Genomic DNA, 26,462 nt, shown 5'->3' with positions numbered 1-26,462 from the left:
CCGACCTCGTCGGGACCCTGACCTCCCCGCGCGGAGAGCCGCGGCCTGATCAGCCGAGCAGCTCTCCGACCCGCGCGCGGATCCGTTCGACGATGCTCTCGGGAGAGGCAGCGGCGTCCAGAACCAGGAACCTGTCGGGCTCGGCGTCGGCGAGCGCGAGGTAGGCATCGCGGACCCGGCCGTGGAACTCTTCCTGCTCGGCCTCGAGGCGGTCGAACGGCTTGTCCGCCGAGTCGAGACGGGTGCGTGCTGCCGCGGGATCGAGGTCGAGAAGCACGGTCAAGTCGGGAAGGGCACCTTCCGCGGCCCAGAGCGACAGGTCGCGGATCTCTTTCGCATCGAGCACGCGCCCGGCTCCCTGATACGCCACGGACGAATCGAGGTAGCGGTCCTGCAGCACGACGTCGCCACGCTCGAGCGCCGGTCGCACGACGGTCGCGACGTGATGCGCACGGTCGGCCGCGTACAGCAGCGCCTCCGCGCGCGGCGCGATGTCACCACGGTGATGCAGCACGATGTCACGGATCAGCTGGCCGACCTCGGAGCCGCCCGGTTCCCGCGTGCGCACGACCGTGCGACCCGCAGCCACGAGCCACTCGGCGAGCAGGTTCGACTGCGTGGTCTTGCCGGACCCGTCGCCGCCTTCGAGTGTGATCCACACCCCGCGGCCTGAGGTCACGAGTCCGCCTTCTCGGCGGCCTTCGCGGCCGCGTTCGCCGCACGGGTGGCCGCCGCCTTCTTCGCCGCCGCCGACCGCGCGGCCGATGTCGCCGCTGTCGTCTTCTTCGCCGGGGCCTTCTTCGCGGGAGCCTTCTTCGCGGGAGCCTTCTTCGCGGAGGTCGCCTTGGCCGCCGCCTTCTTGGCTGGCGCCTTCTTCGCCGGAGCCTTCTTCGCTGCTCCCCGCTTGGGGGCCGGCCCCTTGGCGCGCTTGTCGGCGAGCATCTGCACCGCGATCTCGAAGGTGATGTCTTCGACGGTCTGACCACGCGGGATGGTCACGTTGGTCTCTCCGTCGGTGACGTACGCCCCGAAACGACCGTCGCGAATGCGGATCGGCTTGCCGCTGACGGGATCGGCCTCGAACTCGGCGAGCGCGCTCGACGCCCGTCGACCGGCACCGTATTTCGGCTGCGCGTAGATCTCGAGCGCCTGCTCGAGCGTGATGCTGAAGATCTGCGACTCGCTCTCGAGGGAGCGGGAGTCCGTGCCCTTCTTCAAGTACGGACCGAAGCGGCCGTTCTGAGCCGTGATCTCATCACCGGATTCCGGGTCGACACCCACCACGCGCGGGAGGCTGAGCAGCTGCAGCGCCGTGTCGAGGTCGATCTCATCGACGGACATCGAGCGGAAGAGCGACGCCGTCCGCGGCTTGGGAGCCGCTTCCTTCTTCGCTCCGCGCTTCGGCTTCGGGGCCTCGACGACCTCTCCGGTCGCTTCATCGATCGCGGCGTCTTCCGCCACCGGATCGTTCTCCTGCACATAAGGCCCGAAGCGGCCGTCCTTGACGACGACGATCTTGCCGTTCGCCGGGTTCTCCCCGAGCACGCGGTCGCCCGCGACAGGAGCATCGATGAGCTCCTGTGCCTTCTCCGCTGTCAGCTCATCGGGCGCTAGGTCTTCCGGCACGTTCACGATGCGCGGCTTCGCTTCCGGGTTCTCGGGGTCGGCGACCTCGAGGTAGGGGCCGTACTTGCCGAAGCGGAGAGTGGCCGTGTCGGTGATGCGCGTGGAGTTCAGCGCACGCGCATCGATCTCGCCGAGGTTGTCGACGACCTGGCGGAGACCGACGTGCGAGTCCGAGCCGAAGTAGAACGACTTGAGCCATTCGACACGGTTCTGTTCACCGCGCGCGATGGTGTCGAGGTCGTCTTCGAGCGCTGCCGTGAAGTCGTAGTCGACGAGGTCCGCGAAATGTTCTTCGAGCAGACGCACCACGCTGAACGCCAGCCACGTCGGCACCAGGGCCTGGCCGCGCTTGACGGCGTAGCCGCGGTCGAGGATCGTCTCGGGGATCGACGCGAACGTGGAGGGACGACCGATGCCCTTCTCCTCGAGCACCTTGACGAGCGAAGCCTCGGTGTAGCGCGGCTTCGGCGTGGTGCGGTGGCCCTTCGCCTCAGCGTCCGACACCGCGAGCTGATCGCCCACGGCGACGGCCGGGAGCGACTGGTTCTCTGCGGCATCCGCGTCACCGCGCTTCTCGTCCCGCCCCTCCTCGTAGGCCTCGAGGAAGCCCTTGAAGGTGTAGACGGTTCCGGACGCCGTGAACTCGGCCTTCTTCCCCGCGGCATCGACGGCGATGGTGACCGTGGTGGTCTCGTACTTCGCGTCGGCCATCTGGCTGGCCACCGTGCGCTTCCAGATGAGGTCGTAGAGGCGCTGCTCATCGCGATCGAGCTCGGACGACAGCGATGCCGGCGTCCGGAAGTTGTCGCCCGAGGGACGGATGGCCTCGTGCGCCTCCTGCGCGTTCTTGCTCTTGGACTTGTAGACCCGCGGCTTCAGCGGCACGGCGGCATCACCGTAGAGGGCCACCGCCTGGCTCCGCGCCGCCTGCACCGCCTGGGTGCTCAGCGACGTGGAGTCGGTACGCATATAGGTGATGTACCCCTTCTCGTACAGCCGCTGGGCGACACCCATCGCCTGCTTGGCTCCCATGGAGAGCTTGCGCCCGGCCTCCTGCTGCATCGTCGAGGTCGTGAAGGGCGCGTAGGGGCTACGCGTTCCCGGCTTGGCCTCGACCTTGGTGACGGAGCCGGAGCCGACCGCGTCGATCGCCTCGGCGAGAGCGGAAGCCGCGGCTTCATCGAGCACGACGACGGCCTTCTTGAGCTTTCCGTCGTCGTCGAAGTCGGCGCCTCGTGCGAGCTGGCCGCCGTCGACGCGGACGAGGCGGATCTTGAAGGACGTGCCGGTCGCCGCGGCTGAGGCGTCGACATCCCAGTACTCGGCGGAGGTGAACGCCATGCGCTCACGCTCCCGGTCGACGATGAGTCGGGTCGCCGCCGACTGGACGCGTCCTGCGGAGATTCCGGTCTTGACCTTGTACCAGAGCACCGGGGAGACGTCCCAGCCGTACAGACGGTCGAGGATGCGGCGGGTCTCCTGGGCATCGACGAGGTCGTGGTCGAGCTCGCGGGTGTTGCCGACGGCCGCCTGGATCGCATCCTTGGTGATCTCATGGAAGACCATGCGCTTGACCGGGACCTTGGGCTTGAGGGTCTCCAGAAGATGCCAGGCGATCGCCTCGCCTTCGCGGTCCTCATCTGTCGCGAGCAGGAGTTCGTCGGCACTCTTGAGGGCGCGCTTGAGCTCGGCGACCGTCTTGGTCTTGCGATCGGACACGACGTAGTACGGGTCGAACCCGTTGTCGATGTCGATCGAGTACTTCCCGTAGGCCTGCTTGTCCTCCGCCGGAATGTCCTTCTTGTCGGCGAGGTCGCGGATGTGGCCGACGGAGCTGAGCACCTCGTAGCCGTCGCCGAGGTATCCCTGAATAGACCGCATCTTCGTCGGGGACTCGACGATGACGAGCTTCTTGCCTTCAGCCAAGGGTGCGTCCTTTCTTCGAAGCACACCATACACACCACTGTGTGGGGTCATTCACAGTGAGCGAGGTCGCGCGGCCGTCACTGTCCCTCGGGTGGCCCGGCACGGGCTCGGGAGACGGCTGCGAGTCCAGCGTACGCCGCCTGCACCTCCACGGTCGCCACGAAGCCCTCCAGAACGCATCCGGTGAGGTCGGCACCGGCCGCCTCTGCGACCGTCGCGGCGAGGGCGCACGGCTCCGCCGAGGTCGGCACGGCGCCGCTGGCGGCATCGGCCGCGGCGAGTGCCGCGGCATCCGCAGCGCCCGCCGCCCGCTGCGCCGTCACCGAAGCACCGGCCACGGCCGCCAAGCCGAGGGACAGCGCGGCCGCCACGGCGAGGACGCCCGCAGCGAGCACCGTGCCCGCCATCAGAGTCCTCCGTCGAGCGCGCAGCTCGACGCCCGCAAGGGCACCCGCACCGACGCACCCCACGAGACCTCCACCGACGAGGTGACGCAGACGAGCTCACCGCGGCGCGACGCGGATACCCCGGCGCCGGGGACCGCGGCACGCACAACCCCCTCTGCGGCGCCGAGTCCTTCTCCCCGACCGAGCAGGCGAGCGGCATCGGCCGACGCATCCTGCAGCGCGACCTGACGCGACGCGGCTCCGAGCGCACCCGCGCCCAGCAGCAGCGCCAGCACCACAGCGGGCACGGCGAGCGCGAGCTCTGCCGCGACCGATCCCCGCTCTCCCCCGATGGCGATGAGCGATGTCGTCCGTCGTCGCCACGGGGCCATGATCGGCAGCCTCCTCACGACACGGTCAGGGCGCGCCGCACGAGATCCGTCAGGATGCCGCGGACTTCATCGGATCTCATGATCACGACGAGGAGACCGGCGAACGCGACAGCCGCCATGGTCGTGATCGCGTACTCCGCTGTGGCCGCACCGGTGTCGTCGCCGAACAGCATCGCCGCCCTGCGCCGGTCGAGTCGGGGAATGGTCGTCATGGTGTTCCTTCTTTCTCTGAGATGTTTCGCATGGAGGAGGGACCGCCACGCGGGCGATCACAACGGCAAGGGTGTCGATGACAGGACGCTCAGGAGCATCGGGGCCACACCGAGCAGGAGGAACGCGGGCAGGGTGCACACTCCGAGAGGGATCAGGAGTCGTGTCGAGAGCTTCGCCGCGCGGAGACGGCCTCCGACCCGAGCGGCATGGCGGTCCTGCGCCGCGGACGCACGGAGCAGTTCCACCGCGGGCACCCCTGCCGCTCGGGACAGATCGAGCACGGCGCGGATCCGCTCGTCACTCCCTCCGGAGGCAGAGCTGTCGTCCACGAGTGCAAGCGCTCGGTCGATGGACGCTCCTCCGGCGAGCGCGACGGCCACGAGTTCCGCGCGCATCCCTGGCGTGCCCGGCGCTGGCTTCGCCCGCCGCAGAAGTCCCTTCGTCCACTGTCGCGCCGCCAGCACCAGGAGCAGGCCCACGACCACGCTCCCGGCGCCGAGGGGGGTGCCGACGATGACGCCGAGGGTGTCGAAGCCGAGCGCGAATCCGAGAAGGAGCCCCGCGAGCGGCATCCAGAGCAGCAGACGGGCTGTTCCGGCGGGTTCCGCGAGGGCGATGCGGACGTCGTCGGCTGCCGAGGCGGCATCGCGCAGCGACTCCGCGATGATCCGGAGCACCTCCGCGAGAGGTGCGCCGACGGTCGTCGCGATCTCCCACGCGGCTGCGAGATCGGTCCACGCCCCCCGCTCGGCTTCGATCGCTGAGAGGAGAGGGACGCCCTCGTCGACCCGCCCGACCACGGCCACCGCATGCGGGTCGCCGGTGCCTGCGAGATGTCGCCACGCAGTGAGAGGAACCGCGCCCGCCTGCAACAGCACCGCCAGCGTCTGCACCGATGTCGCGGCTTCCGCGGCGCCTGCCGACTCATTGCGGTGCGCCTGCCTGAGTCGGATCACCACGGGGACACCTCCTCGATATCCAGGCGATCGGCCACGAGCACGAGGCGACCGGCCTGGCGTATCCGACGGACACCATCCGGGGTTCGATCGAGATGGAGAACCACGGAGAACGCGCTCACCGCCTGCCGTGCGAGCGCGGTGGCATCCATTCCCGAGAGCGCACCGAGCGCCTCGAGTCGGGCGGGCACGTCGCGCAGACCGCTGGCGTGCATCGTGCCCGCTCCCCCGTCGTGCCCGGTGTTGAGCGCGCTGAGCAACTCACGCACCTCCTCCCCTCGACACTCCCCGACCACCAGCCGATCGGGCCGCATACGCAGGGACTCCCGCACCAGGCGAGCAAGGGTGATCCCGCCCGCCCCCTCCAGATTCGCCTGGCGGGCTTCGAGCGCGACGTGGTGCGGGTGCCGGGGACGCAACTCCGCCACATCCTCGATCGTGACGATGCGCTCGGTCGGCGGGACCTCGGAGAGCAGCGCGGACAGCAACGTCGTCTTTCCCGTTCCGGTGCCCCCGGTGATGAGGATGTTCGCCCGGTCGGCGACGAGCCCGAGCAGCCAGGCCTGCTGGCGCGCGTCGAAGGCGCCGAGGGCGGCGAGCGCCGCGAGATCCGCCGCGCGCACCCTCGGGATGCGGATCGAGAGCGCCGTTCCCGTCGTCGAGACCGGCGCGAGCACGGCATGCACGCGGATGCCGGAAGCGAGACGGACGTCCACGCACGGCGCTTGATCATCGAGGTGTCGTCCGCCGAGACCGACGAGAGCGACCGCCAGATCCCTGACCTCTCGCTCGGAGGCCCGCCACTGCGTCGCCGGTTCCGCGCCGCTGCCGCGGTCGACGAACAGCCCGGCCGTGCCATTCACGAAGACATCGGTCACGGTGTCGTCGATGTGGGCGAGAAGGGGACCGAACGCGGGATCGAGGTGCAAAGGGTCGAGGAGGGAGTCCGTCCGGGCGGAGGCCGCTCCCCGGGGCTGGATGACGAACGAATCGGGCATACAGCGACGCTAGGCGGCACCCCCGGCACGAGAACGTGGTCGAGTACGGGCGGAGCGGGGCCTGTGTAGAAGTGCCATCCGGCAACGCCCGTGCAGGAGTCGATCGGGCATCGCGGGAGCCGTCACGCGGGAGCGCTCCCAAACGAAATGGGCGGCACCTCACGGGGGGAATGAGATGCCGCCCACGGTGGGCCACGATCGGGGGAATCGGGCGCACCAAGGCCGGAATGAGATCTCGGCTGTCGTCGAGTGTACGCAAGGCAACCGTCCTCACAAAACCGAAACCACTACCGACTTTCGGCAGTATTCGAGGGGAGTCCGCGGGGATAGATTCACCCTGACCTGGTCGTCCACCCCACGACCATGCTCGAACGACCGAATGCCGCAAAGGAGCGCCTGCCGATGAGCAGCCAGATCGACCACCTTCTCGATGAGACCCGGCGATTCCCGCCGTCGGAGGAATTCATCGCCCAGACCATCTCCTCGCCAGAGCTGTACGAGCGCGCCGCGGCTGATCGCGAGGCCTTCTGGGGAGAGCAGTCCCGCGAACTCGTGCACTGGCACAAGCCGTTCACGCAGGTGCTCGATTGGACGAATCCGCCGTTCGCGAAGTGGTTCGACGACGGCGAGCTGAATGTGGCGTACAACTGCCTCGACCGTCACGTCGAGGCCGGCAACGGCGACCGCGTCGCGCTGCACTGGGAAGGAGAGCCCGGCGACTCCCGCCGCATCACCTACGCCGAGCTGACCGACGAGGTCAAGCGTGTCGCCAACGTGCTCGAAGGGTTGGGAGTGGGGCAGGGCGACCGCGTCGCGATCTACCTGCCCATGATCCCCGAGGCGATCGCCTCGATGCTCGCGGTCGCGCGTCTCGGCGCCATCCACTCGGTCGTCTTCGGCGGATTCAGCGCCGACAGCCTGCGCTCACGCATCGACGACGCCGGAGCGAAGCTGGTGATCACGGCAGACGGCGGATACCGCAAGGGCCGTGTCTCGGCGCTCAAGCCCGCGGTCGACCAGGCACTGGCCGATCGGGGCGACGGTGAGCAGCAGACCGTCGAGCACGTGCTGGTCGTCAAGCGCGGCGAGAACGACGTCGACTGGGTCGAGGGCCGCGACGTCTGGTGGCACGACGTCGTCCCCGCAGCGTCGTCCGAGCACACCGCATCGGCGTTCCCGGCGGAGAACCCCCTCTTCATCCTGTACACCTCGGGGACCACCGGGAAGCCGAAGGGCATCCTGCACACCTCCGGCGGCTACCTCACCCAGGCGGCGTACTCGCACAAATACGTGTTCGACCTGCACCCCGAGACCGATGTCTTCTGGTGCACGGCTGACATCGGCTGGATCACCGGGCACAGCTACGTGGCCTACGGCCCGCTCGCGAACGGTGCGACCCAGGTGCTCTACGAAGGCACGCCGGACACCCCGCACCCCGGCCGCTGGTGGGAGATCATCGAGAAGTACAAGGTCTCCATCTTCTACACCGCGCCGACCGCGATCCGCTCCTTCATGAAGATCGGCCGCAGCGTCCCGCAGAAGTTCGACCTGTCGTCGCTGCGCCTGCTCGGCTCGGTCGGCGAACCCATCAACCCCGAGGCGTGGATGTGGTACCGCGACGTCATCGGCGCAGGCAAGACCCCGATCGTCGACACCTGGTGGCAGACCGAGACCGGAGCGATCATGGTCTCCGCCCTCCCCGGCGTCACCGAGACCAAGCCCGGGTCCGCCCAGGTGCCGCTGCCCGGGATCTCGATCGATGTGGTCGACGAGAGCGGTGTCGAAGTCGGCAACGGCAACGGCGGCCTGCTCGTCATCACGGAGCCCTGGCCGAGCATGCTGCGCGGAATCTGGGGCGACCCGGAGCGCTACCGCGAAACCTACTGGGAGAAGTTCGAGGACCAGGGCTACTACTTCGCCGGAGACGGGGCCCGCCTCGACGAGGACGGCGACCTGTGGCTGCTGGGGCGCGTCGACGACGTCATGAACGTGTCGGGCCACCGCCTGTCCACCGCCGAGATCGAATCGTCGCTGGTGGCGCACGAAGCCACCGCCGAGGCCGCCGTGGTCGGGGCATCGGATGAGACCACCGGGCAGGCCGTCGTGGCGTTCGTCATCATCAAGGAGAGCTACCTCGCGGCGCATGAGCCCGCCGGACTCGCCCAGCTGCTGCGGCTGTGGGTCGGCGAGCAGATCGGCGCCATCGCGCGTCCGCGTGACGTCTACATCGTCGGCGAACTCCCCAAGACGCGATCCGGCAAGATCATGCGCCGTCTGCTGCGCGATGTGGCCGAAGGCCGCGAGGTCGGTGACACGACGACCCTCGCCGACACCGCAGTGATGAGCATCATCTCGGCCCAGGTGAAGTAAGCCCCTGAAAGATCGAAAACGCGCCTCCCGGGCTTCCGGGAGGCGCGTTTTCGATCCCGCACGCGGGCGGGGCGGCGGGTCAAGCGAGGCGGAAGGCCACCTCGACCTCGACCGGACTGCCGAGGGGAAGCTCCGCGACGCCGACGGCTGCGCGGGCGTGGCGTCCGGCGTCCCCGAAGATCTCGCCGAGCACATCGCTGGCACCGTTGATGACCCCGGGCTGCCCGGTGAAGCCTTCGGCGGAGGCGACGAATCCGCCCACGCGCAGCACACCGGCGATGCGGTCGAGTCCACCCGCGGCATCCGCTGCCGCGGCGAGGGCGTTCAGCGCACAGGTCCGCGCGTAGGTCTTCGCATCCTCGGCGGAGACCTCCGCACCGACCTTGCCCACGGCGGGGAGCGCGCCTTCGACGAACGGCAGCTGGCCCGAGGTGTACACGAGCCCGCCGTGCACGACCGCGGGCACGTAGGCGGCCACCGGTGCGGCGACCGCGGGCAGCTCGATGCCGAGCTCGGCCAGGCGGGAAGCGACGGTCATGCCTGCTCCCCCTCGAACTGGCGGGCGGCCTGTTGCGCCGCAGCGAGGCCGGCGTTGGCAGAAGCCTCGGCTGTGACAGGGCGCTTGAGGTAGGCGACGAGCCCACCCTCGGGGCCCTGCACGACCTGGACGAGCTCCCAGCCCTGCTTGCCCCAGTTGTTGAGGATCGCGGCGGTGTTGTGGATGAGCAGCGGCGTGGTGAGGTACTCCCACGTGGTCATGGCACTCCTGTCGATCGGGGCGCGACGCCGTGATTCCGCGTCGGGCTCGTCAAAGGCGGTATTCAGGGAACTCCCCTACGATCAAGCGTATGCCCCAAAAGAATCGCACGGTGAGAGGCGTGCTCGGCGGACTCGTCGGGCTCGTCGGGCTGAGTGCCGTCGCCGGACTCCTGGTCGCAGCGAGCGTCACGCCCGTCCTCACGATGACCGGCCTCGCCGGCACCCAGGCCCTCACGCTCTTCGACCAGCTCCCCGAGAACCTCAACCCGGGCACGCCGATGGAGCAGTCCACGATCTACGCCACGACGCCCGACGGCAAGAACGTCGCCCTCGCGTCGTTCTACGAGCAGAATCGTGTGCCCGTGACCTACGAGCAGGTCTCCCCGGTGCTCTACGACGCGATCCTGTCCAGTGAGGACAAGAGCTTCTACAGCCACGGCGGCGTCAACGTCGGCGCGACGGTGAAGGCGCTGATCGACAACGTCCGCGGCACCTCCAGCCGCGGTGCATCGACCATCAGCCAGCAGTACGTGAAGAACGTGCTGATCCAGGAGTGCGAGCAGAAGGTCGACACGACCTCGGAGACGCACAACGAGGATCTGCAGCAGTGCTGGAAGGACGCGACGAACGCGACGGGCGCCGACGGCATCGAGCGCAAGCTCCAGGAGATGCGCTACGCGATCCAGATCGAGAAGGAGTTCTCGAAGAACGATATCCTCCTCGGCTACCTGAACATCGCGAACTTCGGCGGAACGGTCTACGGCATCGAGGCCGCGGCCAACTACTACTTCAACACGACCTCGGCGAAGCTCACGGTCGCGCAGGCGGCGACGCTGGCGGGCATCGTGCAGAACCCCAACACGTACCGCATCGACAAGCCCGAGGGCACCATCACGAATTCGAAGGGTGAGGCGCTCAACACCGCCGAGAGCGGCTACGCCCTCACGAAGGATCGGCGTCACTACGTGCTCGGCCGCATGCTCGCGGACGGCAAGATCACCCAAGCGCAGTACGACGAGGCCGACGCCTCCGAGATCACTCCCTCGCTCAACCCGCCCACGCAGGGTTGTGCCTCCGCGGGCGCCAACGCCTACTTCTGCCAGTACGTGAAGTCGATCGTGCTGAACGACGAGGCATTCGGCAAGGAGCCGCAGGACCGGGCGGACCTGCTCCGTCGCGGGGGCCTCAAGATCTACACCTCGCTGGACTACCGCATCCAGGACCCCGCCGCGCAGGCGATGAAGGACATCGTGCCGGCCAACTACGACAACGACTACTTCGGTGCTGCCGGAGTATCGATCGAGGTGGGCACCGGACGCATCCTGTCGATCACGCAGAACACGCAGTTCGATGAGACCACGACGGACGACCTGGCGAAGAGCTCGCTGGTCTTCGCCGGAGACACGACGCACGGCAACTCGGGCGGGTTCCAGGTCGGATCGGTCTACAAGCTCTTCACCCTGATCGACTGGCTCGAGAAGGGCCACTCCGTCAACGAGGTCCTCAACGGCCGGGTGCAGACGAACCTGAAGATCCCCGTGTGCGAGAGCCCACAGACCACCAACACCAAGGAGATCGGCAACTTCGGCGGCGGCGGCGGCTACACCGCGAGCGTCATGGACTTCACCCGACAGTCCCTGAACAGCGGCTACTTCGCGATGGCCTCGAAGCTGGACATCTGCGAGATCAACCAGGTCGCCGACCGCATGGGCGTCACCCTCGCGAGCGGCAAGAAGGTCACGGACGAGAACGTGCCGTACGACGTGCTCGGCCCGAAGAACATCTCCCCGATCGCCATGGCCAACGCCTACGCCACGGTCGCCAGCGGCGGCAAGTACTGCACACCGCGTGCGATCGACCGCGTGGTCGGCCCCGACGGCAAGGACCGCGAGCTCCCGAAGTCGTCCTGCACCGACGGCGTCATCTCGAAGGAGGTCGCGGCGACCGCCGCCTACGCGCTTCAGGGTGTGATGTCCGGCGGCGGCACCGGTGCCCGCGCCAACCCGTTCGACGGAACCCCGCTCATCGGCAAGACCGGAACCCACGACCGTTGGTCGACCATGATGATCGAGTCCAGCACCAAGGTCACGACCGCGGTGTGGGCCGGGCGCTGGAAGGGCCAGTCCGACATCTACCAGAAGCGAGCCGGTGACCACCTGCTCAACAACATGCGGTACCCGCTGGCGAAGGCAGCGCAGGCTGCGGCCAACGGCGCCTACGGCGGAGACGCTTTCCCCCGCCCCGACAACAACCTGACCCGTCGGGTGCTCACCGAGGTGCCGAACGTCGTCGGGATGACGATGGACGAAGCGCGGTCGACGCTGGAGAGCCGGGGCTTCTCGGTCGCCGACGGGCCGGCTGTCGATAGCGACCAGCCGACGAACATCGTCGTCGCCCAGGATCCCTCCGGGCAGGCTGCAGGAGGCACGACCGTGACGATCTCCCCCAGCAACGGGCAGGGGACCACGGTTCCGGGGAACCTGGCCGGGATGTCCCGTGCGGACGCGGCGGCCGCGCTGGGTGCCGCCGGCTTCACGTCGATCGACTTCGACAACTCGTGCAACCCGCCGAACGCTGTCGTGAGCTCCACGGATCCGGCACCCGGCACCGCCACGAGCAAGTCCACCGCCGTGCGAGTGACGTGCGAGTAGCCTCGCGGCGCACGGCCCACCCGGCCCTCATCGCGCTCGGCGCGGTGGGGGTCGTCGGTGCTGCTGCCGCCGTCTGGGGCATCGGCATCGAGCGCTACCTGTTCACGGTGCGCGAGGTCACCGCCCCCGCCCTCCCCGCCGGTTCAGCTCCGATCCGCATCCTGCACCTTTCGGATGCGCACATGGCGCCGTGGCAGCATCGGAAGCAGGATTGGCTGGCATCGCTCGCGGAGTTGAAGCCCGATCTGATCGTCAACACCGGCGACAACCTCGGCCACCTCGACGGCCTCGCCGGCATCCGCCGGGCGTTCGATCCGCTCGCCGGTATCCCCGGCGTCTTCGTGCACGGGTCGAACGACGTCACCGCTCCCTCCCCGCGCAACCCGCTGCGTTACTTCCTCGGTCCGTCGAAGAAGCATCATGAGCCGACGCCGCTGGACACTGCGGCGATGGACCGGTACTTCACCGACGAGCTGGGGTGGACCGACCTCAACAACTCCGCAGCGCGCCTCACGGTCGCCGGCACGGTGGTCGACGCCTTCGGCGTGAATGACGCGCACCGGGACTGGGACCGCCTCGATGTGCTCCCCGACGCGATCGGTGCCCTCGGTCCGCGCGACGCATCGACACCGTTGCTGGGCGTCACCCACGCCCCCTACCAGCGCGTGCTCAACGGATTCACCGACCTCGGCGCGGATGCGATCCTCGGCGGCCACACACACGGCGGTCAGGTCTGCCTGCCCGGATACGGTGCGCTCGTTGCGAACTGCGATATCCCGCTCAAACAGGCCAAGGGCCTCAGCACCTGGTCGCACGGCGGGCGCACGGTCCCGCTCAACGTCAGCGCGGGGTGCGGTCACTCGATCTACGCCCCGGTCCGCTTCGCGTGCCGCCCCGAGGCGACGCTGCTCACCCTCACGGCCCGGAACTGATCCCGGTCTCGATTCGGCGCACGGAGCTTTTCCCTGTAGACTCGGAGGGTTGCAAACGGGGTGTGGCGCAGCTTGGTAGCGCGCTTCGTTCGGGACGAAGAGGTCGCAGGTTCAAATCCTGTCACCCCGACCAGTGACACCGGAAGGCCGCCCTCAGGGGCGGCCTTCTCTGTATCGGCTTCGCGCACGAAGGGAACGCATGGGGTCTCTGCTCCCGCCGCCGCGCCGGTTCACCCGCGCCTGGGCTCTCGCCCTCGGCATCCCGTTCCTCCTCGTCCTCGCGGCGCTCACGCTGACGCCCTCCCGCGTCGAACACACGATGCCCAATCTGCTCGACGTGATCCTCGGCATGGCCCATCGCCTCGGCTGGGTGTCGCTCGACTTCACCCGCCTCGAGGTCCTGGCGAACATCCTCGTCTTCATCCCGGTCGGCATCCTCGCCTTCGTGCTGCTCCCCCGCCGTGTCTGGCCTCTCGCACTGCTGGTCGGACCGGCACTCTCCCTGGCGATCGAGACAGTTCAGCGCCTCGCACTCCCTCATCGTGCAGCGACCCTCACCGATGTCCTGGCGAACTCCACGGGCGCCGTGTTCGGCGTGGCCCTCGCCGTCATGTGCACACTGCTGTTCGCCCCGCGCGCCTCCCCGCGCCCATCTTCTAGGCTGGAGACACCATGACCACGCCTGTCCTCGTCGCCTTCGATCTCGACGACACGCTCGCGCCGTCCAAGGGAGTGATCGACCCGCGCATCGCCGAACAGCTGCGGGCTCTGCTGCGCACCGTGGACGTCGCGATCATCTCGGGCGGCAACGAGGCGCAGTTCCGCTCGCAGGTCGTCGCCCGCCTCGGTGACGCGGACCCTGCTGCGCTCGCACGACTCCATCTGCTGCCCACCTGCGGCACGCGGTATCTGCGCCACGACGGGGCGGACTTCGTGCCCGTCTACGCGCACGACCTCAGCGACGAGGAGAAGCAGGCGGCCCTGACCGCTCTGCGCGAAGAGGCCGAGCGTCTCGGGCTCTGGGAAGCGGACCCCTGGGGCGAGATCCTCGAGGACCGCGGATCGCAGATCACCTTCTCCGCGCTGGGCCAGCGCGCCCCGCGCGAAGCCAAGCACGACTGGGATCCGACCGGGGCGAAGCGTGCGGATCTGCGGGATGCGGTCGCCGCTCGCCTCCCCGGCCTCGAGGTGCGCTCCGGCGGATCGACCTCGATCGACATCACCCGCGCCGGCATCGACAAGGCCTTCGGGATGACGCAGCTCGCCGCTCACACCGGGATCCCGCTCACGGACATGCTGTTCTACGGCGACCGGCTCGACGAGGGCGGGAACGACTACCCGGTGCTGGCCATCGGCGTGCCGTCGGTCGCCGTCGACGGCTGGGAAGACACCGCCGACAAGCTCGACGAGCTCCTGCGCTCGCTCTGAGCCGCCGCGGTGTCGCACGGCACGACGTCACCGCGTGGCCCTAGCATGGCGACATGGACGCCTTGCTGATCGTGATCATCGTCGCCGCGGCCACCAGCGCGGCCTGCTGGATCCTGTCCCTGGCCACCCGCGACACCTCGTGGGTCGACCGTGCCTGGTCGATCGTGCCCGTGGCCTACGTGTGGATCTTCGTCGCCGGTGCCTTCGCGCAGGGCGAAGGATCGGCGCGCGTCGTGCTGATGGGGGTGCTCGTGACCGCCTGGGGAGCCCGCCTGACCTTCAACTTCGCGCGCAAGGGCGGCTACACGGGCATGGAGGACTACCGCTGGGCGATTCTTCGCGCACGCATGCGGCCCTGGCAGTTCCAGATCTTCAACCTGCTGTTCATCATCGGCTATCAGATGACACTGCTCGTCCTCATCACCTTGCCGGCCCTCGTCGCCGCGCAGAACCCCTCGGCGCTCACGGGGTGGGACGCGCTCTTCATCGCGGCGTTCCTGGCCTTCCTGGTCGGCGAGACCATCGCCGACCAGCAGCAGTGGGCCTTCCATCAGCGCAAGAAGCAGGCGGGCGGCTCCCTCTCCCCCGGCTTCGCGACCACCGGGCTGTTCCGCTACAGCCGACACCCGAACTTCTTCTTCGAGCAGGCACAGTGGTGGGCCCTCTACGCGATCGGTGCGACGGCCGCCACTGCGGCGGGCGCGGGTGTGCTCGGTGGCGTCCTGAATCCGACGATCATCGGCCCTGCCCTGCTGACGGTGCTCTTCATCGGCTCGACGGTCTTCACCGAGTCGATCACCGCGTCGAAGTATCCGGCCTACGCCGAGTATCGCCGGACGACGTCGATGCTGGTGCCGTGGCCGCCGCGCCGCAGGGCCGTCGCCCCGCAGGCCTGAGCCTGTCCGGGGGTCGCCCCGCCACTCCCGCTCAGCGCGTGCGCGTGCGCGCGTCCGCAGCCGCCCTCGCCACGGGCACCAGGCGCGTGAGCTGAGTGACGTGTCCCGGTTCGAGCTCCGCAAGTGAGGAGACCCCCAGCAGACGCATCGTGCGCTCGATCTCACTGCGCAGGATCGCGATCGTCCGGTCGACCCCCTGGCGCCCGCCGGCCATCAAGCCGTAGAGGTACGCGCGCCCGATCAGGGTGAAGTCCGCCCCGAGCGCCACGGCGGCGACGATGTCGGCACCGTTCATGATGCCGGTGTCGATCATGACCGTGAAGTCGTCGCCGACGGCCCGTCGCACCTCGGGCAGGAGATGGAACGGAATCGGCGCACGATCGAGCTGTCGTCCGCCGTGGTTCGAGAGCACGATGCCGTCGACTCCCGCATCACGCAGGCGCACCGAGTCCTCGACGTTCTGCACGCCCTTGATCACGATCTTCCCTGGCCAGATGTCACGGATCACGTCGAGATCGTCGTAGCTGATCGTCGGGTCCATCGCGGCGTCCAGCAGCTCACCGACCGTTCCGCCCGTGGTGCTCAAGGAGGCGAACTCCAGCTTCGGAGTCGTCAGGAAGTCGAACCACCACCACGGCCGCGGGATCGCGTTGATGATCGTGCCGAGCGTGAGCTGCGGCGGGATGCTGAAGCCGTTCCGCTTGTCCCGCAGACGGGCACCCGCGACCGGGGTGTCCACTGTGAACTGGAGGGTGTCGAAGCCGGACGCGGCGGCGCGGCGGGTGAGCTCGTACGAGATCTCCCGGTCGCGCATGACGTAGAGCTGGAACCAGTTGCGCCCATGCGGGTTGGCGGCCGTGACGCCCTCGATCGACGTGGTGCCGAGGGTGGACAGCGTGAACGGGATGCCCGCAGCGCCGGCGGCTCCGGCACCGGCGACCTCGCCCTCGGTCTGCATCAACCGGGTGAAGCCCGTGGGCGCGATCCCGAAGGGCAGCGCGGAGGGGCCGCCGAGGATCTCGACGCTCGTGTCGACGTCGGGAGCGGGCCGCAGGATGCCCGGGTGGAACTCCACGTCCTGGAACGCCTGCCGGGCGCGCGAGAGCGAGAGTTCGCCCTCGGCGGCGCCATCGGTGTAGTCGAAAGCCGCCTTGGGCGTGCGGCGCTTGGCGATCAGACGAAGATCGTCGATCGTGAGTGCGGCATCAAGACGGCGCTTGCGACCGTCGAGCTCCGGCTTCTTGAACTTCATGAGGTCGAGGAGTTCGACGGGATTCGGGAGCTGGCGCTGCACCATGGTGTGCCTCTCAGTTCAGGGGATGGAGGTCGCGGGTCAGCCCCGCGGACGTGTAGTAGCCGGTGATGTGCGAATGGACGAGAGTGCGAGCGGCATCGCCATCGCCCTCGTCGATCGCGGTGACCAGGGCCCGGTGTTCGGTGCGCAGCCGCTCCGCCATCGCGTCCCAGTCGGGGATCGCGGCGACGCCCGCCTGCACGTAGGACTCGATGGATGAACGCAGGCCCGCCATCATCGCGGCGATGACCGTGTTGCCACTGGCTTCGGCGAGGGAGAGATGCAATTGGGCGTCGAGGGCGAGGAACTCCGTGGGAGCGAGACCTGACGCGTCCATCGCCTCGAGCAGCTGGTGCGCGCGTGTCGTGTCGCGATCTGCGGATGCGGCGAGAGCCGTCACCACCGCGTCTTCGAGCACCAGGCGCGTGCGCACCACGTCGTCCAACGGGAAGCCCTGCGCGGCGACCTGCAGCCGGAGGAGCACGGACATCCCTCCGGTCGGGGTCGCGATGACGATGGCGCCGGACTGCGGACCCGAGCCTGTCGCGGTGCGGATGAGACCCATCACCTCGAGCACACGGAACGCCTCACGGACGCTGGAGCGCCCGACACCGAGCTCGTTCGCGAGGTCACGCTCCGAAGGGAGCCTGTCCCCCGGGCCCAGACGAGCGTCGAGGAGGTCGCGCTCGATGTGTTCGAGCACGAGCTGCCAGGCGCGCGCCGGCTGTTCACTCATCGATCCTCCTGTGGTCTGACCACAGCGTATCTTCCTGTGGTCAGACCACGCAACACAGGCAGCCTCGGGTTCGTTCAGGCGCACAACTCCGCAAAGAATTCACGGAGCACCCTGCGGAGCGGCGTCACCGCAGGATCCGGTCGAGGATCTGCGGAGTTGTGAACGCAAAGGGGCGGCGAAACCACCGCGGGAGCAGGCCCGGGGAGGGGCTCAGCCCAGGCGCCCACCGGATTCGTCGAGGTAGCACGTCCCGCACAGCGACTCGTAGGTCGTCAGCTCGGGGGAAGCCGTTCCGACCGCGCCCTCGTCGATCGCGACCTGATCGCCGTCGAAGACGAAGCGCCCGCCGACCACCCGACCGTTGAACACGGCCTTCCGCCCGCACCGGCAGATGGTCTTGAGCTCCTCGAGCGAGTGCGCGATCGCGAGCAGCCGCGCGGATCCGGGGAAAGCGTGCGTGAGGAAGTCGTTCCGGATGCCGTATGCCATCACCGGCACCCCGTCCTCCACAGCGATCCGGAAGAGATCGTCGACCTGCGTCGGAGTGAGGAACTGCGCCTCGTCGACGAGGAGGCATGCCACATCCACGGGCCCGCCGGGGAGCAGTTCTTCATCTGTGGAACGACGGAGGCGGTCACGATGCTGGGTGAACAGCTCGCGGGCGTCGTCAGCCTGCCCGACGAGGAAGTCGACCTGACGGGTGACGCCGAGCCGACTCTCGATCTCGGCCGCACCCTTGGTGTCGATCTCCGGCTTCGCGAGCAGCACGTGCTGTCCGCGCTCCTCGTAGTTGTACGCGGCTTGGAGCAGGGCGGTCGACTTGCCGGAGTTCATCGCGCCGTAGCGGAAGTAGAGCTTCGCCACGGGTCGGACTCAGGCGTTGATGCCGAGGGTGGCGGCGGTCGCCTCCGTGGATTCCTCCGCGAGTTCCGGATCCGTGTTCAGCTTCTGGCCGAACGTGGGGATCAGGGCGCGAAGCTCAGGCTCCCAACCGGGGTACTCCGACGGGAAGCAGGTCTTCAACAGACCCAGCATGATCGGGACCGCCGTGGACGCGCCGGGCGAGGCACCGAGGAGCCCGGCGATCGAGCCATCCGCAGACGAAACCACTTCCGTGCCGAACTGCAGGATGCCGCCCTTCTGCGGGTCCTTCTTCATGACCTGCGCACGCTGCCCGGCGTCGATGAGGGTCCAGTCCTCATCCTTCGCCGTCGGCATGAAGGTCCGCAGACTGTCGACCTTCTTGGCATGGTTCTTCAGCAGCTCGCCCACCAGGTAGGTGATGAGGTCGGGGTTCTTCACGGCCACCTGCAGCATCGGGAGCAGGTTGTGCGCCCGCACCTGCGACACGATGTCGAGCATCGATCCGTTCTTCAGGAACTTCGGACTGAAGGTCGCGAACGGCCCGAACATGAGCGAGGACTCCCCATCGACGACGCGGGTGTCGAGGTGCGGGACCGACATCGGCGGCGCACCGACCGAGGCCTGCGAATACACCTTCGCCTTGTGCTGCGCCACGATCTTCGGGTTCGTGGTCTTGAGGAACTGTCCGCCGATCGGGAAGACACCGTATCCCTTGATCTCGGGGATACCGGAGTTCTGCAGGAGCTTGAGGGCCCAGCCACCGGCGCCGACGAACACGAAGCGCGCCTTGACCTCGTTCGGCGTGTGGCCGATGCTGTTGCGGTACTTGACCAGCCAGGTCCCGTCCTTCTGCTTCTTCAGGCTGCGCACCTCATGGTTGGTGCGCAGCGTGACGCCCGACTCGGTGAGGTGGTCGAAGAGCTGGTGGGTGAGCGCGCCGAAGTCGACGTCGGTTCCTGCGGGAACGCGGGTCGCGGCGAACGGCTCGCCCTTGCGGCGCTGCTGCATCAGCAGAGGCGCCCAGGTGTTGATGACGCGCGAGTCCTCGCTGTACTCGATGCCCGCGAACAGCGGCTGCTCCTTGAGCACCTCGTAGCGTGCCTTGAGGTAGGCGACATCCTTCTCACCGCGGACGAACGTCATGTGCGGAGTCGCGTTGATGAACGTCGACGGCGCATCGAGCACACCACGGTCCACGAGCGACGACCAGAACTGGCGACTCTGCTGGAACTGCTCGTTGATCGACACCGCCTTGGCGGGGTCCAGCGGGGCATCCCCCTGCTGCGGCATGTAGTTCAGCTCACACAGGGCGGCGTGACCCGTGCCGGCGTTGTTCCACGGGTTCGAGCTCTCCTGGGCCACATCGGAGAGTCGCTCGAAGGCGACGATCTTCCACTCCGGCTGCAATTCGTGCAGCAGAGTACCCAGGGTGGCGCTCATGATGCCACCGCCGATCAGGACGACATCGACGTTTTCAGTCACCGAACCAGTCTAGTTCGCGGGCACGCCACCGCGGACCATGCGACGGTGTCCGCGGCGAAGAGATCAGCGCACGACGGCGAGACGCTCCGCGAGGACCTCGGCGATCTGCACCGCGTTCAGTGCGGCTCCCTTGCGGAGGTTGTCGTTGCTGAGGAACAGCACGAGGCCCTTGCCCTCAGGCGCGGACTGATCGGCCCGGATGCGACCGACGAAACTGGGGTCCTTGCCGGCAGCCTGCAGCGGCGTGGGGACCTCGTCGAGGACCACGCCGGGAGCCGCGCTCAAGACCTCGCGCGCGCGCTCGGGCGAGATGGCACGGGCGAACTCGACGTTGATCGAGAGGGAGTGACCGGTGAAGACCGGGACACGCACGCAGGTGCCCGCGACCCGGAGATCGGGGAGTTCGAGGATCTTGCGGCTCTCGTTGCGGAGCTTCTTCTCCTCGTCCGTCTCGTTGTCCCCGTCTTCGACCAGATTGCCGGCGAACGGGATCACGTCGAAGGCGATCGGAGCGATGTACTTCTCGGGCTCCGGGAAATCGACGGACGAACCGTCGTGCACGAGGCGGAGGGTGTCGCCCTGCGCGAGCACTCCCTCGACCTGGCCGAGGAGCTCCTGGGCGCCGGCGAGTCCGGAGCCGGAGACCGCCTGGTAGGTCGACACGATGAGCCGCTCGAGGCCGGCCTCGGCGTCGAGGGCCTTCAGCACCGGCATGGCCGCCATGGTGGTGCAGTTCGGGTTCGCGATGATGCCCTTGGGGCGATCGTCGATCGCGTGCGGGTTGACCTCGCTGACCACGAGGGGAACCTCGGGGTCCATCCGCCAGGCGCTGGAGTTGTCGACGACCACAGCGCCGGCGGCGGCGAAACGCGGCGCATAGGCACGGCTCGCGGTGGCTCCTGCCGAGAACAGGGCGATGTCGATGCCCGAGGCATCCGCCGTCTCGACGTCTTCGACGATGACGGTCGCGCCGCCGAACTCGATGGCCGTGCCCGCGGAGCGTGCGGATGAGAACAGCCGCAGGTCGCGGATCGGGAACGACCGCTCGGCGAGAATCTCGCGCATCACGGTGCCCACCTGGCCGGTGGCGCCGACGATGGCGACGGAGAGTCCTGATTCGGAGATGCGGGTCATGATGTTCCTTGGCGTCGTGCGGTACTGCGTACGAGGCTTCGGGCGCGGCGTCGGGATGTGGATGCTGCGCCTGGCGCCGGTGTCAGGGTTTCGGTGAGTCTACCGTGCCGCGACGGACCGTCGGCTCTGCGCTCCGCGACCACTCACCTGTGTCAGGAAAACGGCGACGATCGGCAGAGATCAGCGGCCGGTGCCGGCGTGGACCGTGGCTTCGGCGTCGCCGTCGAGTCCATAGGCGGTGTGCACCGTCCGCGCTGCCTCGGTCAGGTCGGTGTCGCGCAGCACCACCGAGATGCGGATCTCCGAGGTGGAGATCATCTCGATGTTGATGCCGCCGGCCGACAGCGCCTCGAAGAGGGTCGCCGAGACCCCCGAGTGCGTGCGCATTCCCGCGCCGACGACCGAGAGCTTGCCGATCTGATCGTCGTGGATCAGGTTCTGGAACCCGACTTCGGTCTGATCGCCGGCGAGCGCCTTGAGCGCAGCCGCCGCATCCGCCTTGGGAACCGTGAAGGAGATGTCGGTGCGTCCGGTCGCAGAGACGTTCTGCACGATCATGTCGACGTTCGCGCCCGACTTCGCGACGATCTTGAAGATCTCCGCGGCCTTGCCCGGCACGTCGGGCACGCCCGCGACCGTGATCTTGGCCTGGCTGAAGTCGGTGGCGACACCGGCGACGATCGGTTCTTCCATGACTGCTCCCTCGGCTTCGCGCGGGTTCTTCATGCCCTCGCCCAGAACGTATGTGCCCTCGGCCGACGAGAAGGTCGACCGAGCATGAATGAGGACGCCGTGACGGCGTGCGTACTCGACGGCGCGGATGTACAGCACCTTGGCGCCGTTGGCGGCCAGCTCGAGCATCTCCTCGCTGGAGACGTGATCGAGCTTCTGCGCCTTCGGGATGACGCGCGGGTCCGCGGTGAAGATGCCGTCCACGTCACTGTAGATCTCGCACACGTCGGCGTCGAGCGCGGCGGCGAGAGCGACGGCCGTGGTGTCGGAGCCTCCACGGCCGAGCGTCGTGATGTCCCTGGTGTCGCGGTTGAAGCCCTGGAACCCGGCGACGATCACGATCGCCCCCTCATCGAGGGCTTCGCGCAGACGAATCGGCGTCACGTCGACGATGCGTGCGGCACCGTGCTGGGAGTCCGTGATCATGCCCGCCTGACTTCCGGTGAACGACCGCGCCTCGAATCCCATCGAGTGGATCGCCATGGCCAACAGTGCCATCGAGATGCGTTCTCCGCTGGAGAGCAGCATGTCGAGCTCACGCGGTGCGGGGATCGGGGCGACCTCGTCCGCGAGCTCCAACAGCTCATCGGTCGTGTCGCCCATGGCGCTGACCGCCACGACCACGTCATGCCCGGCACGACGCGTATCGACGATGCGCTTGGCGACGCGCTTGATGCTCTCTGCGTCGGCGACGGACGAGCCGCCGTACTTCTGCACGATGAGGGCCACGATCACTCCCTGGGATGTCGGGCGGATCCGCCCACGCTCATTCTATGATCGGCGCGTATGCCCTGCTGCGCATGTGTCATCGCTTCCGACGGCGAGGAACGGTGCCTCGGCGATCAGAGCGTCGGTGGGAGCGCCTGCGCAGACACCGGGCGCAGGCGACCGCCCGTGGCGGCGAACCAGCACCCGATGATGATCAGCGGGAAGCCGAGGAGCAGACCCGGCGTCAACGGTTCGGCGAGGACGATCGCCCCGAGGACGATCGCGACCACCGGGTTGACGTACGTGAACAGCGGAGCACGTACCGGCCCCACCTCGCGGATGAGCGCGAAGAACGCGAGGAACGCCACCGCCGTGCAGATCACGGCCAGCGCGAGCAGCGCCCCGATCGACGGCAGCGTGGGCACCTGATGCTGCGTGAGCAGGCCGATCGGGAGGTAGAAGATCCCGATCATGAGCAGCGACAGCGTGATGGTGCCCAGAGACGGGACGGCGTTGAGCTTGCGAGCGACGATGAAGGGAGCCGTCGCGTACAGCACGGCCACCAGGAGCACCTCCCCCGCAGCGAGAAGGCTCACTTCGCCCCCGAAGAGTCCCGGGCCTGCGACCACGACGGCGACACCGAGGAATCCGACGAGCAGGCCGATTGCGCGGGCGGGCCGGAGCACCCCGCGGTCGCCCCCGCCGAGGGCGATCAGAGCGGCGAACAACGGCACCGTTGCCACCAGCAGCCCGGTCATCCCGGAGGTCAGCGTCATCTCGGCATGGCCCAGCAGGAGGAAGGGACCGGCCATCTCGACCGCGCCGAAGGCGAGGACCCAGGGCCAGTGCTTCAGAGCGGCCCGCAGCGCGCCGCTCCGGATCGCGAACGGCAGCAGCAGCACCGCGGCGATCAGCGTGCGTCCGGCCACGATCGCCGGCGGGGAGATCGACTCGACCGCGACACTGATGAACAGGTACGGCACGCCCCACAGCAGGGCCATGGCCCCGAAGAGCAGCCAGCCGCGACGCGAGAAACCCGCGCTGGGCGTCACAGGACGCGCCGGCCCTCGAACGCGCGCCCGAGCGTGACCTCGTCGGCGTACTCCAGGTCGCCGCCGACGGGCAGACCGGAGGCGAGACGGGACACGGTGATCTGCATGGTGGTCAGCAGTCGGCTCAGGTAGCTCGCCGTCGCCTCCCCCTCGAGGTTCGGGTTGGTGGCGAGGATCACCTCCTGCACCGTGCCATCGGCGAGACGCGTCATGAGCTGCGCGATACGGAGGTCGTCGGGACCGATGCCGGCGATGGGGCTGATGGCCCCGCCGAGGACGTGATAGAGCCCGCGGAACTCCCTGGTGCGCTCGATCGCGGCGACATCCTTCGCGTCTTCGACCACGCAGATCAGCGCCTGGCTGCGACGCGGATCACGGCAGATCCCGCATCGCTCCTGCTCGGCCACGTTGCCGCAGATCTCACAGAACCGCACGCGGAGTCGGATCTCGCTCAACAGCTCGGCGAGACGCGCGACGTCGAACGTCGGCGTCTGGAGGATGTGGAACGCGATCCGCTGTGCGGACTTCGGGCCGATGCCGGGGAGCCGACCGAACTCGTCGATCAGCTCCTGAACGATGCCGTCATACATCAGGAGAACCTCGTCGGGGGCTCGTAGGGCTCTTCACGCAGGAACGTCGCGCCGAGCACCTGGCGGATCACGGCCTCACCGTAGCGCTGCACTCCCCCGGCAGTGGGAGCGCGCTCGATGACGACCGGAGGGGCTGTCGCCGTGCGCTGCGCCGGTGCCGACCGTTCGGGCGGAGCCTGACGCGCCACCGGCGGTTCGTACGACGGGTCGTAGGGCGGCTCATCGTCATATGCCGGGGCCTCGTCATCACCGGGAAGCGGCGGTGCGTCGCGATCGACAGCACCATCGGACGGCGGCAGGGGTGCGGCTGCCGCCGCTTCGACCTCTTCGGGCTCGTCGTCGACCGGAAGCGGAGCGGCGGCTGCGGGCGGCACGCTCGGCTGCTCCACGGCGGACGGGATCGGCGCGACGGCCCACTCCGTCACGGTGGAGGCCGACGCGCTGCGGACCTGCGGACGGGAGGAACCCGCTGACGCAGGCTCCGATGCGGGAGCAGGATCGGCGGGTGCCGACGGGCCGGACGCCGCGGACTGCCGCGGAGCTCCACCGGTGGGCATCGGTGCGGGCAGGTACTTGACCCGCACGCCCAGCTCGCTCTCGATCGCCGACCGCAGATGGTCCGAGGGTCCGGAGCCCGGAGTGGTGCCCTTGAACTTCGCGACATCATGCTGGCTCGTGAAGCCGAGCGTCAGGACCTCGGTGTCGGTGGCGTAGGCGAGCGGTTGCACCGCGGTCGCCAGCAACCATGACGTGCGGCTGATGCTCTCGAGCCGGGTCAGCACGGCGGGCCACGAGGCGGTGATGCGTTCGAGGGTGACGGGACCCTGCGCGACGGCGGGCTCCGGTGCGGGTGCCGCCTCGGGTGCGGGTGCGGGTGCCGCCTCGGGTACCGGTGCGGGGCTCGGCGCTTCGTTCTCGGTGCGCGCGGCGGGCTCCTCGGCGGGGGCGGTCTGCGCAGCAGCGGGGGCAGCGGAGGCAGCGGCCGGCGTCGCCACCGGGGCAGCAGCCGGGGAGCCCGTGGCGGGTGCCGGGGGCGAGACGGCGGCAGGAGTCGCGACAGCTGCAGGAGTCGAGACAGCCGCAGGAGTCGAGACAGCCGGTGCGGCCGCACGCTCGGGCGCGGCCGCGGGTGTCGGTTCCGAGGTCGACGCGTCCGATGCAGCGGCGAGTACGCGAGCCACCATGAGTTCGAGGTGAAGGCGCGGAGAGGTCGCACCCGACATGTCGTCGAGGGCGGCGCTGACCACATCGGCCGTGCGCGAGAGCCGCGCCGACCCGAAGGTGGCCGCCTGGGCACGCATGCGCTCCAGGTCGTCTTCGGCGATGCCGCGGAGGACCGCCGAGGCACCGGCTCCGACCGCCGCGATGACGATGAGGTCTCGCAGGCGTTCGAGCAGGTCGTCGACGAAGCGGCGCGGATCCTGACCCGTCTGCACCACACGGTCGATCGCCGGGAAGGCGGCGGCCGCGTCTCCTGCGGCGAGCGCGTCGACGATCTCGTCGAGGAGGGCGGCATGTGTATAGCCGAGCAGCGACACGGCACGCGCGTATCCCACCGTCACCGTCTCGGAGTCGGCCGGGGCGTCGGATCCGGCGATCAGCTGGTCGAGCAGCGACAGCGTGTCTCGAGGCGAGCCACCACCGGCGCGGACCACGAGCGGGAGGACGCCCTGTTCGACGATCACGCCCTCTTCGGCGCACAGCTTGGCCACGTATTCGAGCATGGCGGCGGGCGGTACGAGCCGGAAAGGGTAGTGGTGCGTGCGGGAGCGGATCGTGCCGAGGACCTTCTCGGGCTCGGTGGTCGCGAAGATGAACTTGACGTGCTCCGGCGGTTCTTCGACGAGCTTGAGCAGCGCGTTGAAGCCCTGCGGCGTCACCATGTGCGCCTCGTCGAGGATGAAGATCTTGTACCGGTCGCGGCTGGGGGCGAACGTCGCCCGTTCACGCAGGTCTCGTGCGTCGTCGACACCGTTGTGGCTCGCCGCGTCGATCTCGACGACGTCGAGGGATCCTCCGCCGGCACGCGACAGCTCGACGCAGCTCGGGCACACGCCGCAGGGAACGTCGGTCGGCCCCTCAGCGCAGTTCAGGCAGCGCGCGAGGATGCGGGCGGAGGTCGTCTTGCCACAGCCGCGAGGACCGGAGAACAGGTACGCATGGCCGACTCGATCGCCGCGCAGAGCCGTCATCAGCGGATCGGTCACCTGGGACTGCCCGATCATCTCGCCGAAGGTCTCGGGTCGGTAGCGGCGGTAGAGGGCTGTGGTCACCTCAACAGCCTACGGCGTGCCACCGACCTTCGCTTCGGGAGACCGGCATCCTGGCCCGATCCGT

At 68.6% G+C, this 26,462-nt stretch carries 24 protein-coding genes and 1 tRNA gene; 7 read left to right on the top strand and 18 right to left on the bottom strand.

Going from position 1 to position 26,462, the window contains the following annotated elements; genetic code table 11:
• Positions 1–49: 49 nt before the first annotated feature.
• From tmk to E0W80_RS04060, 7 genes are all read right to left on the bottom strand, one after another.
• Positions 50–679 (bottom strand): dTMP kinase, encoded by a 630-nt coding sequence (gene tmk / locus E0W80_RS04090; protein WP_131491411.1) that lies wholly within the window; start codon positions 677–679, stop codon positions 50–52.
• Positions 676–3,552: a type I DNA topoisomerase gene (gene topA, locus E0W80_RS04085; RefSeq protein WP_131491410.1), complete on the bottom strand. Its 2,877-nt coding sequence runs from the start codon at positions 3,550–3,552 to the stop codon at positions 676–678. The genes tmk and topA overlap by 4 nt, the downstream gene beginning before the upstream one ends.
• Before the next feature lie 77 nt (positions 3,553–3,629).
• Positions 3,630–3,959, bottom strand: coding sequence for an Rv3654c family TadE-like protein (locus E0W80_RS04080; protein WP_131491409.1), 330 nt, complete (start codon positions 3,957–3,959; stop codon positions 3,630–3,632).
• Entirely contained in the window at positions 3,959–4,330 is a 372-nt protein-coding gene (locus E0W80_RS04075; RefSeq protein WP_131491408.1) for a TadE family type IV pilus minor pilin, read from the bottom strand. Before E0W80_RS04075 ends, E0W80_RS04080 begins: the two co-directional genes overlap by 1 nt.
• A 14-nt stretch (positions 4,331–4,344) precedes the next feature.
• The gene (locus tag E0W80_RS04070) at positions 4,345–4,542 is read right to left on the bottom strand and encodes a DUF4244 domain-containing protein (protein ID WP_047521780.1); all 198 of its coding nucleotides are present in this window, start codon (positions 4,540–4,542) and stop codon (positions 4,345–4,347) included.
• 57 nt (positions 4,543–4,599) lie between these two features.
• Complete coding sequence (locus E0W80_RS04065) at positions 4,600–5,502, bottom strand: type II secretion system F family protein (protein ID WP_205802297.1); 903 nt, start codon at positions 5,500–5,502, stop codon at positions 4,600–4,602.
• A complete protein-coding gene (locus E0W80_RS04060; RefSeq protein WP_131491407.1) occupies positions 5,496–6,497 on the bottom strand; it encodes a TadA family conjugal transfer-associated ATPase in 1,002 nt (333 codons plus the stop codon). The genes E0W80_RS04065 and E0W80_RS04060 overlap by 7 nt, the downstream gene beginning before the upstream one ends.
• 402 nt (positions 6,498–6,899) lie before the next feature.
• On the opposite strand from E0W80_RS04060, the gene acs reads away from it, so the two are divergent.
• Entirely contained in the window at positions 6,900–8,867 is a 1,968-nt protein-coding gene (gene acs / locus E0W80_RS04055) for an acetate--CoA ligase (protein WP_131491406.1), read from the top strand.
• Positions 8,868–8,946: 79 nt separating this feature from the next.
• On the opposite strand, the gene E0W80_RS04050 is transcribed toward acs, so the two are convergent.
• Both E0W80_RS04050 and E0W80_RS04045 read right to left on the bottom strand, forming a co-directional pair.
• Positions 8,947–9,405, bottom strand: coding sequence for a RidA family protein (locus tag E0W80_RS04050; RefSeq protein WP_131491405.1), 459 nt, complete (start codon positions 9,403–9,405; stop codon positions 8,947–8,949).
• Positions 9,402–9,626 (bottom strand): hypothetical protein, encoded by a 225-nt coding sequence (locus E0W80_RS04045; protein ID WP_131491404.1) that lies wholly within the window; start codon positions 9,624–9,626, stop codon positions 9,402–9,404. Before E0W80_RS04045 ends, E0W80_RS04050 begins: the two co-directional genes overlap by 4 nt.
• Positions 9,627–9,715: 89 nt before the next feature.
• Between E0W80_RS04045 and E0W80_RS04040 the strand changes: the two genes are divergently transcribed.
• From E0W80_RS04040 to E0W80_RS04015, 6 genes are all read left to right on the top strand, one after another.
• Complete coding sequence (locus tag E0W80_RS04040; RefSeq protein WP_227991768.1) at positions 9,716–12,277, top strand: transglycosylase domain-containing protein; 2,562 nt, start codon at positions 9,716–9,718, stop codon at positions 12,275–12,277.
• Complete coding sequence (locus E0W80_RS04035) at positions 12,268–13,209, top strand: metallophosphoesterase (protein ID WP_131491403.1); 942 nt, start codon at positions 12,268–12,270, stop codon at positions 13,207–13,209. Before E0W80_RS04040 ends, E0W80_RS04035 begins: the two co-directional genes overlap by 10 nt.
• Positions 13,210–13,265: 56 nt before the next feature.
• Positions 13,266–13,342, top strand: a tRNA-Pro gene (locus E0W80_RS04030).
• 66 nt (positions 13,343–13,408) lie between these two features.
• On the top strand, positions 13,409–13,885 hold the full coding sequence (locus tag E0W80_RS04025; protein WP_131491402.1) for a VanZ family protein: 477 nt from the start codon (positions 13,409–13,411) through the stop codon (positions 13,883–13,885).
• Positions 13,882–14,637 (top strand): HAD-IIB family hydrolase, encoded by a 756-nt coding sequence (locus E0W80_RS04020; RefSeq protein ID WP_131491401.1) that lies wholly within the window; start codon positions 13,882–13,884, stop codon positions 14,635–14,637. Before E0W80_RS04025 ends, E0W80_RS04020 begins: the two co-directional genes overlap by 4 nt.
• A gap of 53 nt (positions 14,638–14,690) precedes the next feature.
• Complete coding sequence (locus tag E0W80_RS04015) at positions 14,691–15,533, top strand: DUF1295 domain-containing protein (protein ID WP_131491400.1); 843 nt, start codon at positions 14,691–14,693, stop codon at positions 15,531–15,533.
• A gap of 31 nt (positions 15,534–15,564) precedes the next feature.
• Here E0W80_RS04015 and E0W80_RS04010 read toward each other — a convergent pair whose 3' ends face one another.
• From E0W80_RS04010 to E0W80_RS03970, 9 genes are all read right to left on the bottom strand, one after another.
• Positions 15,565–16,830, bottom strand: a complete 1,266-nt coding sequence (locus E0W80_RS04010) for an alpha-hydroxy acid oxidase (protein WP_131491399.1) — start codon at positions 16,828–16,830, stop codon at positions 15,565–15,567.
• 10 nt (positions 16,831–16,840) lie between these two features.
• Positions 16,841–17,563, bottom strand: a complete 723-nt coding sequence (locus E0W80_RS04005) for an FCD domain-containing protein (protein WP_131491398.1) — start codon at positions 17,561–17,563, stop codon at positions 16,841–16,843.
• 210 nt (positions 17,564–17,773) lie between these two features.
• A complete protein-coding gene (locus E0W80_RS04000) occupies positions 17,774–18,427 on the bottom strand; it encodes a thymidine kinase (RefSeq protein WP_131491397.1) in 654 nt (217 codons plus the stop codon).
• A gap of 9 nt (positions 18,428–18,436) precedes the next feature.
• Positions 18,437–19,909 carry a malate:quinone oxidoreductase gene (locus tag E0W80_RS03995; RefSeq protein WP_131491396.1) on the bottom strand — a complete coding sequence of 491 codons (1,473 nt, stop codon included), beginning with the start codon at positions 19,907–19,909 and terminating at the stop codon, positions 18,437–18,439.
• A gap of 63 nt (positions 19,910–19,972) precedes the next feature.
• Positions 19,973–21,043, bottom strand: a complete 1,071-nt coding sequence (locus E0W80_RS03990) for an aspartate-semialdehyde dehydrogenase (RefSeq protein WP_047521803.1) — start codon at positions 21,041–21,043, stop codon at positions 19,973–19,975.
• Between the two features lie 180 nt (positions 21,044–21,223).
• Entirely contained in the window at positions 21,224–22,504 is a 1,281-nt protein-coding gene (locus E0W80_RS03985) for an aspartate kinase (protein ID WP_047521813.1), read from the bottom strand.
• Between the two features lie 113 nt (positions 22,505–22,617).
• Positions 22,618–23,535: a DMT family transporter gene (locus E0W80_RS03980; RefSeq protein WP_131491395.1), complete on the bottom strand. Its 918-nt coding sequence runs from the start codon at positions 23,533–23,535 to the stop codon at positions 22,618–22,620.
• Entirely contained in the window at positions 23,532–24,125 is a 594-nt protein-coding gene (gene recR / locus E0W80_RS03975) for a recombination mediator RecR (RefSeq protein ID WP_047521806.1), read from the bottom strand. The genes E0W80_RS03980 and recR overlap by 4 nt, the downstream gene beginning before the upstream one ends.
• A complete protein-coding gene (locus E0W80_RS03970) occupies positions 24,125–26,398 on the bottom strand; it encodes a DNA polymerase III subunit gamma and tau (protein WP_131491394.1) in 2,274 nt (757 codons plus the stop codon). The genes recR and E0W80_RS03970 overlap by 1 nt, the downstream gene beginning before the upstream one ends.
• Between the last annotated feature and the right edge of the window lie 64 nt (positions 26,399–26,462).

Source organism: Microbacterium sp. PI-1, from assembly GCF_004337555.1.
Taxonomy (GTDB): domain Bacteria; phylum Actinomycetota; class Actinomycetes; order Actinomycetales; family Microbacteriaceae; genus Microbacterium; species Microbacterium aurugineum.
Note: the sequence above shows the minus strand (reverse complement) of the source record. Positions and strands in the feature narration are given on the sequence as shown.